A 15284-nucleotide genomic window follows, 5' to 3' on the forward strand; every position below is an offset into this window, starting at 1 on the left:
CGCTTTGAAAAAACGCGTCTACGAAGTTCTTCGAAAACATATCGACCATCCGGTTGTCCTGGAAAAACCGAAAGACAAAAAGTTTGGCCATTACGCCACGCCAATCGCTTTCTCTCTCGCGAAAACCCTTCGCAGAAACCCGATGCAGATCGCCGAAGAGCTGGCGGAAAAGCTTCGGGAAGAGGAGATGTTCGAAAAGGTCGATGCACTCAAAGGCTACGTCAATATCAAACTCAGCCACGCCTTTTTGAACGAGTATGCTGTCTGGGCGCTTGAGCATGAAGAGGATTTCGGAAAGGGCGAAAACGGCCATTCCATCCTTCTGGAATTCGTGAGCGCCAATCCGACGGGTCCCCTGCATATCGGGCACGCCCGCGGGGCGGTATGGGGCGATGTTCTGGCGCGCATCGGAACGCATGTGGGGCATCGCATCGAGCGTGAGTACTATGTCAACGATGCGGGCAACCAGATCTATCTTCTGGGGCTTTCGGTCTATCTGGCAGGACGCGAGGCGGTTCTCGGCCTGGATGTGACATGGCCGCAAGAGTATTACCGCGGAGAGTATATCGTTGATCTTGCCCAAAAAGCCGTCGATGCGCTCGGCGAAGAGAAGTTCATGGACGAAAGTTACATTCCCGAGATTTCCGAGTGGGCGAAAGAGAGGATGCTCGAACTGATCAACAGCAATCTCGCGGAGGTGGGCATCTTTTTCGACCATTATGTGAGCGAAAAGTCGCTTTACGAAAGATGGGACGAGATTTTGACGAAACTGGCCGACGCGGGGGCCGTGTACGAAAAAGACGGAAAATGGTGGCTCAAATCGACCGAACACGGGGACGAAAAAGACCGTGTCGTGGTCCGTGAAGACGGGCGGCCCACCTACTTGGCCGGTGACATCATCTACCATTATCTCAAATTCGAGCGCGGGTACGACCACTACATCAATATCTGGGGTGCCGACCATCACGGCTACATCGCCCGCGTCAAAGCGGCCATCGCCTTTTTCGGGTACGACCCCCAGCGACTTGAAATCATTCTTTCACAGATGGTTTCGCTGCTCAAAGGGGGCGAACCCTACAAGATGTCCAAACGAGCCGGCAACTTCATTCTGATGCAGGATATCGTCAGGGAGATCGGTCCCGATGCCCTGCGTTTCATCTTTCTGACCAAAAAGAGCGATACCCATCTGGAATTCGATGTGGAGGATCTCAAGAAAAAGGACAATTCCAATCCCATCTACTACATCAACTACGCCCATGCACGGGTCTTCTCTCTTTTCGAGAAGGCGGGCAGAAGCCAGGAAGAGGTTTTTAATGCGCCGCTTGAAGGTCTGAACGAGGATGCGTACGATCTGCTCTTTACGGCGCTCATCCTGCCGGAGGTGCTGGAAGACGCTTTCGAAAGCCGCCAGCTTCAGAAAGTGACCGATTATCTGAAGTATCTCGCCGGCAAATACCACAAATTCTACTATGACAACAAAGTCCTCGGTACGCCGAACGAAGACAAACTGCTCAAGCTGTCGGCAATGGTCGCACTCTCTTTGCGTGTCGGTCTTAGAATGCTGGGCATCACCGCGATGAAGAGGATGTGACAAGCCTTTTTACGGGGTGTTTGAGTAAATCTGGAACACTCTTTGCTTCAAAAGTGTTCCAAGAGCCCCGACGAGTTAGCTTGCAACTGTTCCGGTCCAGTCGGGGCTCTGTCGATCAATCGTTCGACTCCTTTTTCCCCAGCGAATCGAGAAACTCTTCCAGGTTGTATTTGGCACGGTATTCGGGAACCATAAGGTGGATCATGATGTCCCCCAGGTCGACGACGGTCCACTGCTCGCCCTCTTCGGTGGCGACGAAGGTTTCCCCCGCCGGCTTGAGCTCCTCCTTGAGGTAATCGAGCAGCGCCAGGGTGTGCTTGTCTCCCAGTGTCGTGGCGATAATGACGGCCTGGGTCAGGTACTCTTTGTCATGCAGATCGAAAACCTGGATATCTTCCGCTTTTTTCCGGTCAAGAAGATCGACGATTCTGTCGATACGCTCCTGCATCTGTTTATTCAAATAGACTCCCTTTGTTCAGTTTTTGACTTTCTGTTTATAAAATTCCGTGACTTCCTCCCGGATCGCTTCGGGAATCCATGCCGGATCGATCTTTTCCCGCAGTGCTGTCGAACTGATCGGCATATCGATGTCGAGCCGGATGAAGCCTTCGGGTATCGGTTCGTCGTTTCGTGTCGCCACCACCCATCTCACTTTTTCGTTCAATTCGTCGAAACGGTGCCATTTGTGGAGATCTTTCAGGTTGTCGGCTCCGATAATGAAATAGATTGTATCAAAAAAGCGGGCAAAATGGTTGACCGTGTCGATCGAGTAGGAGGGTCCCTCTTTTTTTATTTCGAAGTCGCTTATCTCGATACGCGGATCGAAAGCCGCGATCTTTCCAAGCCATTTGAGACGAAGCTTCGGCGGCGCCCTGTGCCCTTTTTTAAAAGGACTGATGAAAGCCGGTACGACGATGAGCTTGTCGATATCCAGCTTTTCCAGCGCTTTTTTCATGATTTCGAGGTGCCCAAGATGCGGGGGATCGAAACTGCCTCCAAAGATCGCGACGCTCTTTTTTTTCTCTCTTTTCACTTCCGCTGCCCGATATCCCTGTTTTAATGATGATTATACACTTCATTTGATAAAATCGTCGTAATTTTCTTGACAAAGGATGCGGCATTGGCTTTGAGAATCGCGATCAACGGATACGGACGCATCGGGCGGAGTGTCGCACGCATCATCTCCAAGCGTGACGATGTGGAGCTGGTTGCGATCAACGACCTCGCCGATCCGAAGACGCTGACATATCTGACGAATTTCGACAGTGTCCACGGTCCGCTCGACGAAGAGGCGGTACTGGAGGGTGATCGGCTCATAATCGGCGGACAGAGCGTGCGGGTCTTCAGGCATCCCGATCCTGCCGATCTGCGCTTCGCCGAAGCGGGGGCGGAAGTGGTGCTCGAGTGCAGCGGACGTTTTCTCAGAAGCGATATCGTGCAGACACATATCCGCCACGGGGCCAGGCGGGTCATCATCTCCGCGCCCGCCGAGGATGATACACCCACCTATGTCTTCGGCGTCAATGCGGATGCCTACAAAGGGGAACCGGTCGTCTCCAATGCCAGCTGCACCACCAACTGCCTGGGGCCCATCGCCAAAACGATCGATGAAATCTACGGCATCCGGACCGGTCTGATGACGACGATTCATGCCTACACCGGCGGACAGAACCTGATGGATGCACCGACCTCCCGGGATTTGCGCCGCTGCCGCGCCGCCGCCGTGAATCTCGTTCCCACGACGACGCATGCGGCCGAGGCGATCTACAAAGTGCTTCCGAATCTCAAAGGCAAACTCCACGGTCAGAGTGTCCGGGTCCCGACACCGGATGTCTCTTTGATGGATCTTGATCTGGTTTTGGAAAAAGAGACGAGCGCGGAAGAGGTCAATCTTCTGTTTCTGGAAAAATCAAAAGGGGAGTTGCGGGGAATTCTGGGTGTGGACGAGAAATACGGTGTCAGCCAGGATTTCTGCGGCGATACCCGAAGCGCCATCGTCTCGGCCGACCTGACACAGGTGATCGGAGGGAATATGCTCAAAATCATGGCATGGTACGACAACGAATGGGGGTATGCTAACCGACTGGTCGATATGGCACTGCACATTACCCAGTAGGTGGGCCTTTTTTCAACCAAAATATGGCACAATTGATATATAAAACAATTCAAAACAAAGGACAACGATGAAGCTTCTTACGATAAAAGATCTTGAACTCGCCGGAAAAAAAGTCTTTATACGATGCGACTTCAACGTGCCGCTGGATGAGTATGGCAACATCACGGACGATCGCCGCATCCGCGCGGCGCTTCAGACGATCCGTTACTGCCTCGACCATGAATGCGCCATCATTCTCGCCAGCCACATGGGGCGGCCGAAGGGAGAATTCAACGAGAAATACTCACTCAAACCTGTGGCGAAACGTCTGCAGGCGCTGCTGCATCATGACGTTGTCCTCGCAAAAGACGTGGTAGGCCCCGATGCCACGGCCAAAGCCAGAGATCTCAAAGAGGGGGAGATACTGCTTCTTGAGAATGTCCGTTTCGAACCGGGCGAGACGAAAAACGACATGGAACTGGCGAAGAGATTCGCTTCGATGGCGGAGTATTACGTCAACGACGCCTTCGGTGTCAGCCACCGGGCCCACGCTTCCGTGGAGGCGATCACCCACTTTTTCGACAGCCGGCACAAAGGGGCCGGATTCCTCCTGCAAAAGGAGATCAAATATTTCCACAAACTCCTGAAGAAACCGACACGGCCCTTCATGGCGATCGTCGGCGGTTCGAAAGTTTCCGGCAAGCTCGAGGCGCTCGTCAATCTGCTGCCCAAAGTCGACAAGATGGTGATCGGCGGGGCGATGGCCTTTACGTTCTGGAAAGCCCGCGGCTACGAGGTGGGCAAATCGCTTGTCGAGGATGACCTGCTCGAGGATGCGCGCCACATCATGGACGAAGCGAAGCGGCTGGGGGTCAAATTCTACCTGCCGGTCGATTTTGTCGTCGCCCCGGAGTTCAAGGAGGATGCGCCGGTCAAGTACGTCACCTTTCAGGAGATTCCCGAAGAGTGGATAGGGCTCGATATCGGTCTTTCATCCACACGCCTTTTCCGAGAGGCGCTCGGAGACTGCCAGACGATTCTGTGGAACGGCCCGATGGGAGTCTACGAGATGGACAAATTCGCGCGCGGCAGCTTCAAACTGGCCAACTACGTGGCGGAGTCCTACGCCACCAAGATTATCGGCGGCGGTGACACGGCCGACCTGATCCAGCGGGTGGGCGTCGATGACGAAATGACCTTCATCTCCACCGGTGGCGGCGCAAGCCTCGAACTGATGGAAGGCAAAAATCTGCCGGGTATCGCGGCACTGCAGGTGGAAGGGTCCGAGGATGAGTAGAAAGATACTCGCCGCCAACTTCAAGACCAACCATACCCGCGCTTCGACACGGGAGTATGTCGCGGCGCTCGATGCCGCGATGGAAAAGATGGGTTACGGGGGTGAAACCTACATCTTCCCGCCGGCCACCGCACTCGATCGTTTCGAAACGAAAAACGACATTCGCGTCGGCGCTCAGAATGCGTACCCGACGGTCAAAGGCTCCTTCACAGGGGAGATTGGTCTTGAACAGCTGGGTGAATTCGGTATCGAAACGGTGCTGGTGGGCCACAGCGAACGGCGCCATATTCTTGGCGAATCCCAGGCTTTCATCGCGCAGAAATACGCCTGGTTCAAGGAGCAGGGCTTCACCATCTTCTACTGTATTGGCGAGCCGCTGGAAGTGAGAGAAGCGGGTGACGAAGCGGTCCGCCGCTATCTGGTGGAGCAGTTGGAAGGCATCGATACCGCCTACAGCAAACTGATTCTCGCCTACGAACCGGTCTGGGCCATCGGAACAGGAAAAACCGCCACCCCCGACCTGATCGAAACGACCCACGCGATGATCAAACGGTTCAGCGACCGCCCGCTTCTGTACGGAGGCAGCGTCAAACCGGCCAACATCGAAGAAATTTTGAGTGTGGAGGGCTGCGACGGCGCACTGATCGGCACGGCGAGCTGGGAAATCTCCAGCATGGTCTCCATGTTGGAAATCAGTGAAAAACTAAAAACTAAAAACTAAAAGTTGGGGTGAACCGCTTCGCGGACGATTTTCGATGAGAGAGAACGAAAGTCTGGTCAGGGGCAAAAGTTACAAATTTGCATTACGAATCATCAAGCTTTGCCGCTGGCTTCAGGCCGAGCGAAGTGAATATATCTTAACCAAGCAACTTATGCGAAGCGGCACGGCGATAGGTGCTTTGATCTATGAAGCGGAGTTCGCCCAATCGAAAGCCGATTTCGTCAACAAACTCAACATAGCACTCAAAGAGGCCAATGAAACGAACTACTGGTTGATGCTTTTACATGATGCTGAATACATTAATGATAAAATGTTTCAAAGCATCGAACCGGACAACAAAGAACTGATAAAACTTCTGGTCTCGAGCATTAAAACGTTGAAGACATCAGGTTGAAAACCAAAGATTAAAAATAGAAGCGGCAAAGCCGCATCCTGAGTTTTTAGTTTTTAGTTTTTAACTTTTAGTTTGAAAGGTTTTCTATGATCATGAAAGGCAAACGCGGTCTCATCGTCGGGGTCGCCAACAACAAATCCATCGCCTACGGCATCGCCAAGGCGTGCCATGCGCAGGGTGCCGAGCTGGCTTTTACCTATCTCAACGACGCGCTCAAAAAGCGGGTCGAGCCGATCGCGGCGGAGTTTGGCAGCGACATGGTCTATCCGCTCGATGTAAGCAAGCCCGAAGAGTTCGAGGCATTGGCGGAGGCGCTGAAAGAGAGGTGGGGAACCTTCGATTTTGTCGTCCATGCCGTCGCCTTCGCGCCCAAAGAGGCGCTGAGCAACCCTTTCGTCGAAACGACGCGGGAGGCTTTCAACATCGCCATGGAGATTTCGGTCTACAGTCTCATCGAACTGAGCCGCTATATGCTGCCGATGCTCAATGAAGGCGCTTCCATTCTGACGCTCAGCTATCTTGGAGCCGAGAAATACGTTCCCAACTACAACGTGATGGGCGTCGCGAAAGCCGCGCTGGAGGCGTCGGTGCGCTATCTGGCGGCGGACCTTGGCCCCCACAGGAAGATTCGGGTCAACGCCATCAGCGCCGGGCCCATCAAGACCCTGGCCGCCAGCGGCATCGGCGACTTCAGGTTCATTCTCAAATGGAACGAAGCCAACGCGCCCCTGCGTGAAAACGTCACCATCGACGAAGTGGGCAACAGCGCGATGTACCTGTTGAGCCCCCTGGCCAGCGGTGTGACAGGCGAAGTGCTCTACGTCGATGGCGGCTACCATATTATGGGTATGGCGGCCGTCGACGAGGATGAAGAAGGCAAAGCGGTTTTAAATTGGGACAAAATGTACAATCAATAGCCCAGTACCCCTCGGGTATGGGCTCTCGGGTTTTGAAAGAGACATCGATAACGATTTTCAACCAAACGGAAAATTGGAAAAATGGGCCCATTTACTTGACACATGCCCGCTACCCAATGCCATAGGTAAACAATTCTTACAAAAAGTTAACAAAAAGTAAACAAATAAGAAATTCTAACAGTCTCTTAAGCGTTCACTGTTATAATGCCGCCTGCAAGCTAACAAACTCAAAATCCTAAGGAGTAGGAATGAAATTTGCAAAACTGAGCCTCGCGGCTATCATGGCAATGGGCATCAGCGCGTTCGCGACTGATATCAAAGTGGACGGCGACGTCAAAGTGTTCTACGGTACTAACGATGCCGATGAGTGGGCTGGTGCACTGGCCGGTCACGCACCTGAAGATTCAGGTCTTTTCAAGCAGGATAACTCGTATGCCAACGCCGCTTTCCGAATCGGTATGACGGCAAACGACATGCCGGCCGGTTTGACAGGACGCATCAGCCTGACACTGCTGGAAACGTTGGGTCTTGAAAGCAGCATCGTTTCCGATGTTTGGGCCGGCAATCATGTTGGCAGCCAAATCTGGTTTGACGAAGCGAACATCAAAGGTACGGTTTTCGACAAAACGACTGTTATCGCAGGTCGCCAATACCTCGATACCCCGATGGTTTTCTCCGAAAAATGGAACATCGCAAGCAACAGCTACGATGCGGCGGTCGTTGTTGACCAGCACATCGAGAAGACCGCTTTGGTCGCTGCATGGGTTATGCGAAGCAACGTCAACGGTATCAATACCGTATCGACTGAAGAGCGATTCGGTGGTCAGACTTTCGATACTTTCCCCGGCGCTTTCGGTAGTGATGCCAACGGAGCGTATGCATTTGGTGCCGTCACAAGCCTGATTCCCTACACAACCGCACAAGCCTGGTACTACAGTGTCGATTCCATCGCCGATGCCTATTGGCTGCAGGCAGATGTCAAACCGGCTATCGGCGAAGACATGAATCTTGAAATCGGTGGTCAGTTCGCCGGTACTATGCTCGGTGACGGCATGGCGAAAAAACTGGGTCTGAATGACACTGATGATGCGACCGTCTGGGCTGTAAAAGTCGGTCTTGACATTGCCGGAGCACGAATTTCCGGAGCTTACTCTTCTGTTGACAAAGGTGATGTCGGATTTGCCAACGTCGGTGGTGCGCAGTCCAAGCTCTATACCGAAGCATGGTGGAACTACGGCTATGTATCTGCGACAGATACAGATGCTTACAACATCACTGCTGAATACAGCTGGGCGGACGTTGCCGATTTCGGTGCTTATTACACTTACAGCGAGCAGGATAAAAAGACTGCCGGTACTGCAGATGACAAAGAAATGACCGAGTTCGCATTGACTGCAAGCAAATCTTTCGGTGCATTTGATACATCACTGGCTTATATCTATACAGATGCCGATGATCAAAATGACGGTGACAGCTACAACACGCTGCAAGTCTACCTGACTTACAACTTCTAATTCAGGCGTTACCGCATTTTTTCAGGCCGCTCTTCGGAGCGGCCTTTTTTTATGCCCTGTTTTTACCTCTTTTGGTTATAATGCATCCAAAAAGATCGAGGTACAAACCATGAAAAAGACTCTTCTGCTCTCTCTGCTTGTCATCGCGCTTTCTGCCGGCCAATACGCCAGACTCAAGGATGGTACTGTTATCATTCTCAAAGACGACGGCACATGGGAAAAGGTCGAAACAAGACTGCCGAACGAAAAAGCCGAACCGCTCCCAGCTTCTGCGGCTACACCTGCAACTGCGGGCCACACTCCCGAAACCACCGCAACCCCAATCTCTTCTCGACAAAATCAAAATCCACTGGTTCTCGATTATATGAACAAACTTGAAGGTGTATGGGAAAGTGCCGACGGTAAACTGAAATATATCATCGAAAAAGATAAGGCAACATTCGTTGATGGCCGGAAAAAACGTTCGGGCAGCTATAAGATACAGAATATCAAACCAAATGAAAGGGAATTTGTTTTGAATATTGCGGAATTTGGTTCAGCAGGCTACTTTTCTTTCGGAGGCATTTTGCGGAAACTCGCCTTTTCACCCGATTTCAGCTCGTTGACGGACTATTCGGCCACCATCCCGACCGAATTGAAAAAGGTCAGATAAGTTGAAAAATTTTTCACTTTTCACTTTTCGCTTTTCCCTCTGAAAGATGCCTCTTTTTTTGCGAAAACTGCTCTACATTGGCGGGATGCTGCTGCTCATCTCGCTCATCTCCTTTCTTGTGATTCACGCCGCACCCAACAGTTTTTTTGCGGCGGGCGAACTCAACCCCAACATCACGAAAGAGTCCATCGAGCATCTCAAGGCGGTTTACGGGCTGGACAAATCGCTGTGGGAGCAGTACCTTCGCTGGATTTGGGCGATGTTGCATCTTGATTTCGGCCTCTCCTTCGCCAGCGGCAAGGGGGTGACGGAGGAGATCGCTTCGCGCCTTCCCATCACGCTGACGATGAACCTGCTTTCGATGGTTTTTGTCTTTTTCATCTCCCTGCGTCTGGGCATCAAAGCGGCATTGAAACAGCAGTCACCGACTGACCGGAGCATCAAGCAGCTTTCGCTGGTCAGTTTTGCGATGCCGTCGTTCTACCTGGCTCTTATTCTTATTCTCGTCTTCGGTTTGCACCTGGGGTGGTTTCCCATCAGCGGACTACAGAGCATCGAACCCAAAACGGGGATGATGAAATGGGTCGACTACGCCTGGCATCTGGCCATCCCCGTTTTTGTCATGGTATTCGGCGGTATCGGAGGGTTGACGATGTATGTTCGCTCGCTGACGCTCGAAATTCTCAAAAGCGATTACATCTTTTTCGCCAAAGCACGGGGCATCGACGAGCAGACGATTCGCAAACGTTTCATCATGCCAAATCTGATGCCTTCCATCATCACGATTCTTGGCCTCTCGTTGCCCGGCCTCATCGGCGGCAGCGTCATCATCGAGTCGATCTTCTCCATCAACGGCATGGGGCTGCTTTTTTACCAGTCGGCACTCAGCCGTGACTATCCGGTTATCATGGGCATTCTGATCATTACGGCCTTTTTGACGTTGCTTGGGAACGTTTTGGCAGATCTGACTCTTTTGAAATTGAATCCTTATGCGGCAAGAGAGTGAATACTCGGCTGCTCGCTATTTCTTCTCACCCGGTTTTGCATTGATTTCGATTCTTTTTGGATAGGCATTGGGTGTGCGGTATTGGAAGGAGTGGATGCAGATAATATACAAATCAAAAAGGAAGTGAAAAATATGGGGGGTAAGCCCGCTTGGAAGCGGGCGTAAGATCACTCTCCAAAAAGCGCTTTGAGGGCGTCGGGGTTGAGAGGTTTTTCCTCTTCGATGCCCCCTTCGGTCGTGGTGCAGGTGGCGGTCGATGCGATCTCGGCGAGTTCGATCTGGTAGCCTGTGAGCATGGAGGCAAGACGAATGTTGATGCCGCTTCGTCCGATCGCTTTGCTCTTCTGGTCGCTCGGGAGGGTGACAACCGCTTTCTCCCCTTCTATTTTCACACTGCTGATGATGGCGGGGCTGAGGGCGCGTGCCACGAAGATCTCCGGGATCGGGGAGTATTCGATGCAGTCGATGTTTTCCCCGTGAAGCTCCTGGCTGACGGCATTGATGCGTACGCCGCGCACCCCGACCGTGGCGCCGACCGGATCGACGCTGGGGCTTGTGGCGGTCAGTGCCACTTTGGCCCGCTCACCGGGAATCCGCGCCGATTTTTCGATGATGACGAGCCCGTCCGCGATTTCGGGCACCTCCTGACGCAGAAGCTCTTCGAGGAATTTCGGCATGGTTCGCGAAATCTCCAGGTGGATGCCGAACTTCTTGTCGATGCCGACGTAGCGCAATATCCCCTTGATCGTCTCACCCACCCTGAAGGATTCTCCTTTGATGCGATTGCGTTTGGGCAGGACGGCCCTGACTTCGTCGATTTCGATGTAGGTATTCTCTTCGCTGTCGACGCGGGTGACCGGTCCGCTGACGATCGTGCCGATCATCGCTTTGTATTTGTTGAACATCTGCTCTTCGACGAAGCGCTGGATATGGTATTCGATTTCGTGGTAGAGCGCCGCCGCCGCGCTGCGCCCGTACTTTTCGAGGTTGATGGGTTCGCCCGTAAGTTCGTCGTCGATTTCGGCATCGGGATCGATCTCGCGGGCCTCTTCGAGCGCGATATACTTTTCCGGTTCGTCCACGAGCCGCGGATCGTCCGCCTCGACGACGGTGATCTTCTGGCGGAGGATATAGGTTTTGTTCACCTCGTCGATTTCGGCATCGTAGTCGCATGTTTCGCAGATGACCCGTTTGGCTGTCTGGACGAGCGCTGTTTTGAAAGCCTCTTTCGCGGATTCGGGCGGCAGCCCTTTTTCGTGGGCAATAGAGTCGATAATATCTATGATTTTTTCCATCCCTTTGACATTTCCTTTTTCTTTTTTTGATTGATTGTTTCTTCTTGCAGCGGTCTATGCAGTCTGTTGAGACGCCAATTATACTGAAAGCAATCTTTAACATTTATAAAAAGTTTACCTTCATTTCGATATAATCGGGCAGTTATTATGCAAAATTTGTGAGGAAACGCGAATGGAACTTAAAGCAGCCAGAACGGAACTGAATGCGAAACCCAAGTCAATCAGTGTCGAGAAGATCGAAAAAGAGCTTGAAAAAGAGGGGCAGAAGATTTTCTATTTCGACAGGGAGAACTCCCACAAGGATTTGATGGAAATGGTCGAGCATTTCGAGCAGAAAGGTTACAGCGTCTATTTTCGGGAGATCCGTTTCGGTCTTGACGAAAACGACTATCTTTACGAGGTGCATATCCTAATCTGATGGCGATGCGTAAAAAATTCTATATCGAGACGCTCGGCTGCGCGATGAACGTCCGCGACAGCGAGCATATCGTGGCGGAGCTGACCCAGAAAGAGGGGTACGAGCCCACCGAGACCCTGGAAGAGGCGGACTTGATTCTCATCAATACCTGCAGCGTGCGGGAGAAGCCCGTCAACAAACTCTTCAGTGAAATCGGCGTCTTCAACAAGCGCAAGAAGGAGGGGGCCAAAATCGGCGTGTGCGGGTGCACCGCCAGTCATCTGGGTGAGGAGATCATCAAACGCGCCCCTTTCGTCGACTTTGTGCTGGGGGCTCGGAACGTCAGCAAGATCACGAAAGTGCTCCATACGCCCAAGGCGGTGGAAGTGGATATCGACTACGACGAGAGCCAGTACGCGTTCGCCGATTTCAGGAGCTCCCCCTACAAAGCCTACGTGAACATCTCGATAGGGTGCGACAAGCAGTGCACCTTCTGCATCGTGCCCCATACCCGGGGCGAAGAGGTGTCGATTCCCGCGGAGCTGATCGTCTCCGAAGCGCGCAGGGCGGCGCGAAGGGGCGCGAAAGAGATCTTTCTGCTTGGCCAGAACGTCAACAACTACGGCCGGCGTTTCAGCGGGGAGCATCCTAGAATGAACTTTACCGATCTTCTCAAAGCGGTGAGCGAGATCGAAGAGGTGGAGCGCATCCGGTTTACCTCTCCCCATCCGCTCCATATGGACGATGCATTCTTGCAGGAGTTCGCCACCAACCCGAAAATCTGCAAATCGATGCATATGCCGCTGCAGAGCGGTTCCACCCGCATTTTGAAGGCGATGAAACGGGGCTACACGAAAGAGTGGTTCCTGGACCGTGCCGCCAAATTGCGGGAGATGGTGCCCGATGTGAGCATCAGTACCGACATCATCGTCGCCTTTCCGGGAGAGACGGATGAAGATTTCGAAGATACGATGGACGTGCTGGAGAGAGTCCGTTTCGAGCAGGTTTTCAGTTTCAAATACTCGCCCCGCCCTCTGACGCCGGCGCAAAATTACGCCGACCAGATTCCCGACGAGATCGGTTCCGAACGGTTGAGTCGTCTTCAGGCGCGGCACGGGGAGATTCTGGACGAGATGAAGGCCGATCGGATCGGGCAGGTGCACGAGGTCTACTTCGAAGAGCTTCGCCCAGGCGGTATGGTGGCCGGACGCTCCGACAACAATATGCTGATCCAGGTGGAAGGGAGCGAAGAGCTGCTCGGAAAAACCGTGCCGGTGAAAATTACGGAAGCGGGGAGGACGAGCCACAGGGGAGCCGTGGTTGCGTAAAAAGTGGCTGCGCCGTCTTGCCGTATGGCTCGTTCCTCCCATCGTCGTGGCGGTGATGTGGCTGCTTTTTTTCACCAACAGAAAACGATGGCATTTCGGTGGGAAGATACCCGAAACGCCTTTTGTCGTCCTTTTTTGGCACGGCGAACTGCTGATGGCTCCCTTCATCTTTCGCAAAGCCGCCCCCAAAAGCCGTGTCAATGTCATGATCAGCGAACATTTCGATGGAGAGATCATCGCCAAAACCATCGGCGCGTTCGGTCTGGCGACGATACGGGGGTCCAGCCGCAAAGGGGCGGCCCGGGTCCTGATGGCGGCACTCAGGAAGATCAAAGAGGGCGAGAGCATAGGGATTACGCCGGACGGGCCGAAAGGGCCCAGGCACACGGTATCCGACGGGGCTATCGTCATCGCGCAGAAAGCGCATGTGCCGATCGTCATACTCAACTGCCTTCCTTCCCGTTACTGGCAGGCGGGAAGCTGGGACCGCTTTGTCATTCCAAAACCCTTCGGTACAATAGAGTATTACGTTTCCGAACCGATCGATATCGCAGGAATGGAGAAAGAGGCGGCGCGGGAACTCATTCGCAAAAGGATGCTGGAACATGCAGTCGAGTAGAATAGTCTACGCTTTGCTGGCTTTGCTGCTGTTGGCGTCGATGGCGGTTTTTGCGTGGATCAATCCCTCCTACCAGAAAGCGTTCGAAGCGAAATGGTACTACTTCATGGGCGATTACGACGAAGCCTACGCGCTGGCGAAAGAGGCCTACGCCCTGGACCCGTACAATCGTATGGCGCTGACGGTGATGACCCAGACGGAAGTGGCGGAGCGCTATCTCGGCTATATCCGGGAGGGTGCCGCGTTTTTGAGGCAGATCGAGGAGATCGCAAACCGGCAGCCCATCAGCAATGCGGACAGAATACGGGTCAAGATGATGTGCGAAGTGATGATCGAACGGTACGAAAAACTGATCGCGACACCCCTGACGGACGAAGAACTCATCGAACGGGCGCGCAATATCTACGAAAAATTCAAAAATCTCTATACGTCGTTGTTTAAGCAAAAATAGTTTAAGATATTGAGATTCAGATCTTAAAAAGGCTTGATGTGGGGAAACTGCAGCGCTATTTCTGGCCGAAAACGGCCTTTCTTTTCTATTTGAACGAAGAGAAGATAGAAGCTGCATTCGGATATATCGAAAAAGACGAGATCGATCTGCAGGAGCGGCGCACCATTCCTTTTGAAAAGAGGTCGGAACTGATCGCCTGGTACGAGGAGATCCGCCGCACCTATCCGAAGACCTACGTCGCCGCGATGCTCGATACGGTCAACCAGGGCGCCCTGCCGCAGTGCAACAAATCGGCCTACGAGCGTTTCGGCGTGGATGCGGCGCTGGTCCATTCGCTCTGTGTCGACGACAAGTGGCTCGCCTATACTTCGCTGGTCGAGATGAAGTGGTTCGAGCAGAAATTCAAAGAGATCGAATTCGACTTTCTCTATTCTCCTTTTGTGCTTCTCTACCGACGGAGCCAGTCGCTCTTCGAAAACGAACCGGCCCTTTATATGCTTCACCAAAAAGGGGTTGTTTTCATGGCGGTCTTTTCGAAAGAGCGCATGTGGTACGCCAACGTGCTGATCGTTTCGGAGACCAGAGCGGAGAGCGAGAGCCTGGGCACGGAAACGGAAGCGGAGGAAGAGGGGTTGGCATTCAATCTCGACATGCTTGGCGAAGAGGATGAGGAGGGAATCGAACCGATCAGCGACATCGATATCCTGGGGGAGTTCAAGGAAGATGTCGGCGAGAATGGGACCGAAATCGGGGATGAGTCGGCCCTCGAGCTTCTCGAGTACAATCTCAATCTCTTCGAGGAGATGAAGGATGCCATCGCGAAGTTCTATCATGACGACCGCTATCCCCACGCTTTTGTGGAGAAGGTCACGATATTCGACATGGATGACCTGGGGAGCGATTTCGTCCGGTATATCGAGGATGAGCTCTTTATGCAGGCGAGTCTCCTTCGTTTCGATCCGATCGATGTGATGACGCTGCTTGTACCCGAAGAGGTAGGAAAATAG

The 15284-nt window shown here is 52.9% G+C and carries 17 protein-coding genes; 14 read left to right on the forward strand and 3 right to left on the reverse strand.

The window, feature by feature from the left end; translation table 11 throughout:
* Positions 1 to 4: 4 nt before the first annotated feature.
* Entirely contained in the window at positions 5 to 1591 is a 1587-nt protein-coding gene (argS, locus tag JMG82_RS09165; protein ID WP_201352448.1) for an arginine--tRNA ligase, read from the forward strand.
* A 115-nt stretch (positions 1592 to 1706) separates the two neighbouring features.
* Here the strand turns inward: argS and rsfS are convergent, their stop codons facing one another.
* Positions 1707 to 2039, reverse strand: a complete 333-nt coding sequence (gene rsfS / locus JMG82_RS09170; protein ID WP_201354377.1) for a ribosome silencing factor — start codon at positions 2037 to 2039, stop codon at positions 1707 to 1709.
* Positions 2040 to 2066: 27 nt separating this feature from the next.
* Entirely contained in the window at positions 2067 to 2624 is a 558-nt protein-coding gene (gene nadD, locus JMG82_RS09175; protein ID WP_201352449.1) for a nicotinate (nicotinamide) nucleotide adenylyltransferase, read from the reverse strand.
* 87 nt (positions 2625 to 2711) lie between these two features.
* Between nadD and gap the strand changes: the two genes are divergently transcribed.
* The 8 genes from gap (at position 2712) to JMG82_RS09215 (ending at position 10187) form a co-directional block, all read left to right on the forward strand.
* Positions 2712 to 3707: a type I glyceraldehyde-3-phosphate dehydrogenase gene (gap, locus tag JMG82_RS09180; protein ID WP_201352450.1), complete on the forward strand. Its 996-nt coding sequence runs from the start codon at positions 2712 to 2714 to the stop codon at positions 3705 to 3707.
* Positions 3708 to 3774: 67 nt separating this feature from the next.
* Positions 3775 to 4983 carry a phosphoglycerate kinase gene (locus JMG82_RS09185; protein WP_201352451.1) on the forward strand — a complete coding sequence of 403 codons (1209 nt, stop codon included), beginning with the start codon at positions 3775 to 3777 and terminating at the stop codon, positions 4981 to 4983.
* Positions 4976 to 5704 carry a triose-phosphate isomerase gene (locus JMG82_RS09190; RefSeq protein WP_201352452.1) on the forward strand — a complete coding sequence of 243 codons (729 nt, stop codon included), beginning with the start codon at positions 4976 to 4978 and terminating at the stop codon, positions 5702 to 5704. Before JMG82_RS09185 ends, JMG82_RS09190 begins: the two co-directional genes overlap by 8 nt.
* 34 nt (positions 5705 to 5738) lie before the next feature.
* A complete protein-coding gene (locus JMG82_RS09195; RefSeq protein WP_201352453.1) occupies positions 5739 to 6098 on the forward strand; it encodes a four helix bundle protein in 360 nt (119 codons plus the stop codon).
* Positions 6099 to 6184: 86 nt separating this feature from the next.
* On the forward strand, positions 6185 to 7015 hold the full coding sequence (gene fabI, locus JMG82_RS09200) for an enoyl-ACP reductase FabI (protein ID WP_201352454.1): 831 nt from the start codon (positions 6185 to 6187) through the stop codon (positions 7013 to 7015).
* Positions 7016 to 7263: 248 nt separating this feature from the next.
* Positions 7264 to 8529, forward strand: coding sequence for a hypothetical protein (locus tag JMG82_RS09205; protein WP_201352455.1), 1266 nt, complete (start codon positions 7264 to 7266; stop codon positions 8527 to 8529).
* 109 nt (positions 8530 to 8638) lie between these two features.
* Entirely contained in the window at positions 8639 to 9181 is a 543-nt protein-coding gene (locus JMG82_RS09210; protein WP_201352456.1) for a DUF3157 family protein, read from the forward strand.
* A gap of 46 nt (positions 9182 to 9227) precedes the next feature.
* Entirely contained in the window at positions 9228 to 10187 is a 960-nt protein-coding gene (locus JMG82_RS09215) for an ABC transporter permease (protein ID WP_201352457.1), read from the forward strand.
* A gap of 167 nt (positions 10188 to 10354) precedes the next feature.
* Here the strand turns inward: JMG82_RS09215 and nusA are convergent, their stop codons facing one another.
* Entirely contained in the window at positions 10355 to 11482 is a 1128-nt protein-coding gene (gene nusA, locus JMG82_RS09220; protein WP_201352458.1) for a transcription termination factor NusA, read from the reverse strand.
* Positions 11483 to 11654: 172 nt separating this feature from the next.
* Here nusA and JMG82_RS09225 point away from each other — a divergent pair, with 172 nt between their 5' ends.
* The 5 genes from JMG82_RS09225 to JMG82_RS09245 are packed head-to-tail and all read left to right on the forward strand — an operon-like array spanning position 11655 to position 15284.
* Positions 11655 to 11900 (forward strand): HP0268 family nuclease, encoded by a 246-nt coding sequence (locus tag JMG82_RS09225; protein ID WP_201352459.1) that lies wholly within the window; start codon positions 11655 to 11657, stop codon positions 11898 to 11900.
* The gene (miaB, locus tag JMG82_RS09230; RefSeq protein ID WP_201352460.1) at positions 11900 to 13207 is read left to right on the forward strand and encodes a tRNA (N6-isopentenyl adenosine(37)-C2)-methylthiotransferase MiaB; all 1308 of its coding nucleotides are present in this window, start codon (positions 11900 to 11902) and stop codon (positions 13205 to 13207) included. The genes JMG82_RS09225 and miaB overlap by 1 nt, the downstream gene beginning before the upstream one ends.
* Entirely contained in the window at positions 13200 to 13826 is a 627-nt protein-coding gene (locus JMG82_RS09235) for a lysophospholipid acyltransferase family protein (protein ID WP_201352461.1), read from the forward strand. The genes miaB and JMG82_RS09235 overlap by 8 nt, the downstream gene beginning before the upstream one ends.
* A complete protein-coding gene (locus tag JMG82_RS09240) occupies positions 13813 to 14277 on the forward strand; it encodes a hypothetical protein (RefSeq protein WP_201352462.1) in 465 nt (154 codons plus the stop codon). Before JMG82_RS09235 ends, JMG82_RS09240 begins: the two co-directional genes overlap by 14 nt.
* A 38-nt stretch (positions 14278 to 14315) precedes the next feature.
* Positions 14316 to 15284, forward strand: a complete 969-nt coding sequence (locus JMG82_RS09245; RefSeq protein WP_201352463.1) for a hypothetical protein — start codon at positions 14316 to 14318, stop codon at positions 15282 to 15284.

Source organism: Hydrogenimonas urashimensis, from assembly GCF_016593255.1.
Lineage (GTDB): Bacteria > Campylobacterota > Campylobacteria > Campylobacterales > Hydrogenimonadaceae > Hydrogenimonas > Hydrogenimonas urashimensis.

Excerpts from the sequence above, each read along its gene's own strand:
- JMG82_RS09190 (WP_201352452.1), top strand. The coding sequence starts at position 4,976 with ATGAGTAGAAAGATACTCGCCGCCAACTTCAAGACCAACCATACCCGC.
- JMG82_RS09240 (WP_201352462.1), top strand. The coding sequence starts at position 13,813 with ATGCAGTCGAGTAGAATAGTCTACGCTTTGCTGGCTTTGCTGCTGTTG.
- JMG82_RS09215 (WP_201352457.1), top strand. The coding sequence starts at position 9,228 with ATGCCTCTTTTTTTGCGAAAACTGCTCTACATTGGCGGGATGCTGCTG.
- JMG82_RS09205 (WP_201352455.1), top strand. The coding sequence starts at position 7,264 with ATGAAATTTGCAAAACTGAGCCTCGCGGCTATCATGGCAATGGGCATC.
- nusA (WP_201352458.1), bottom strand. The coding sequence starts at position 11,482 with ATGGAAAAAATCATAGATATTATCGACTCTATTGCCCACGAAAAAGGG.
- JMG82_RS09185 (WP_201352451.1), top strand. The coding sequence starts at position 3,775 with ATGAAGCTTCTTACGATAAAAGATCTTGAACTCGCCGGAAAAAAAGTC.
- fabI (WP_201352454.1), top strand. The coding sequence starts at position 6,185 with ATGATCATGAAAGGCAAACGCGGTCTCATCGTCGGGGTCGCCAACAAC.
- rsfS (WP_201354377.1), bottom strand. The coding sequence starts at position 2,039 with ATGCAGGAGCGTATCGACAGAATCGTCGATCTTCTTGACCGGAAAAAA.
- miaB (WP_201352460.1), top strand. The coding sequence starts at position 11,900 with ATGGCGATGCGTAAAAAATTCTATATCGAGACGCTCGGCTGCGCGATG.
- JMG82_RS09225 (WP_201352459.1), top strand. The coding sequence starts at position 11,655 with ATGGAACTTAAAGCAGCCAGAACGGAACTGAATGCGAAACCCAAGTCA.
- JMG82_RS09210 (WP_201352456.1), top strand. The coding sequence starts at position 8,639 with ATGAAAAAGACTCTTCTGCTCTCTCTGCTTGTCATCGCGCTTTCTGCC.
- JMG82_RS09195 (WP_201352453.1), top strand. The coding sequence starts at position 5,739 with ATGAGAGAGAACGAAAGTCTGGTCAGGGGCAAAAGTTACAAATTTGCA.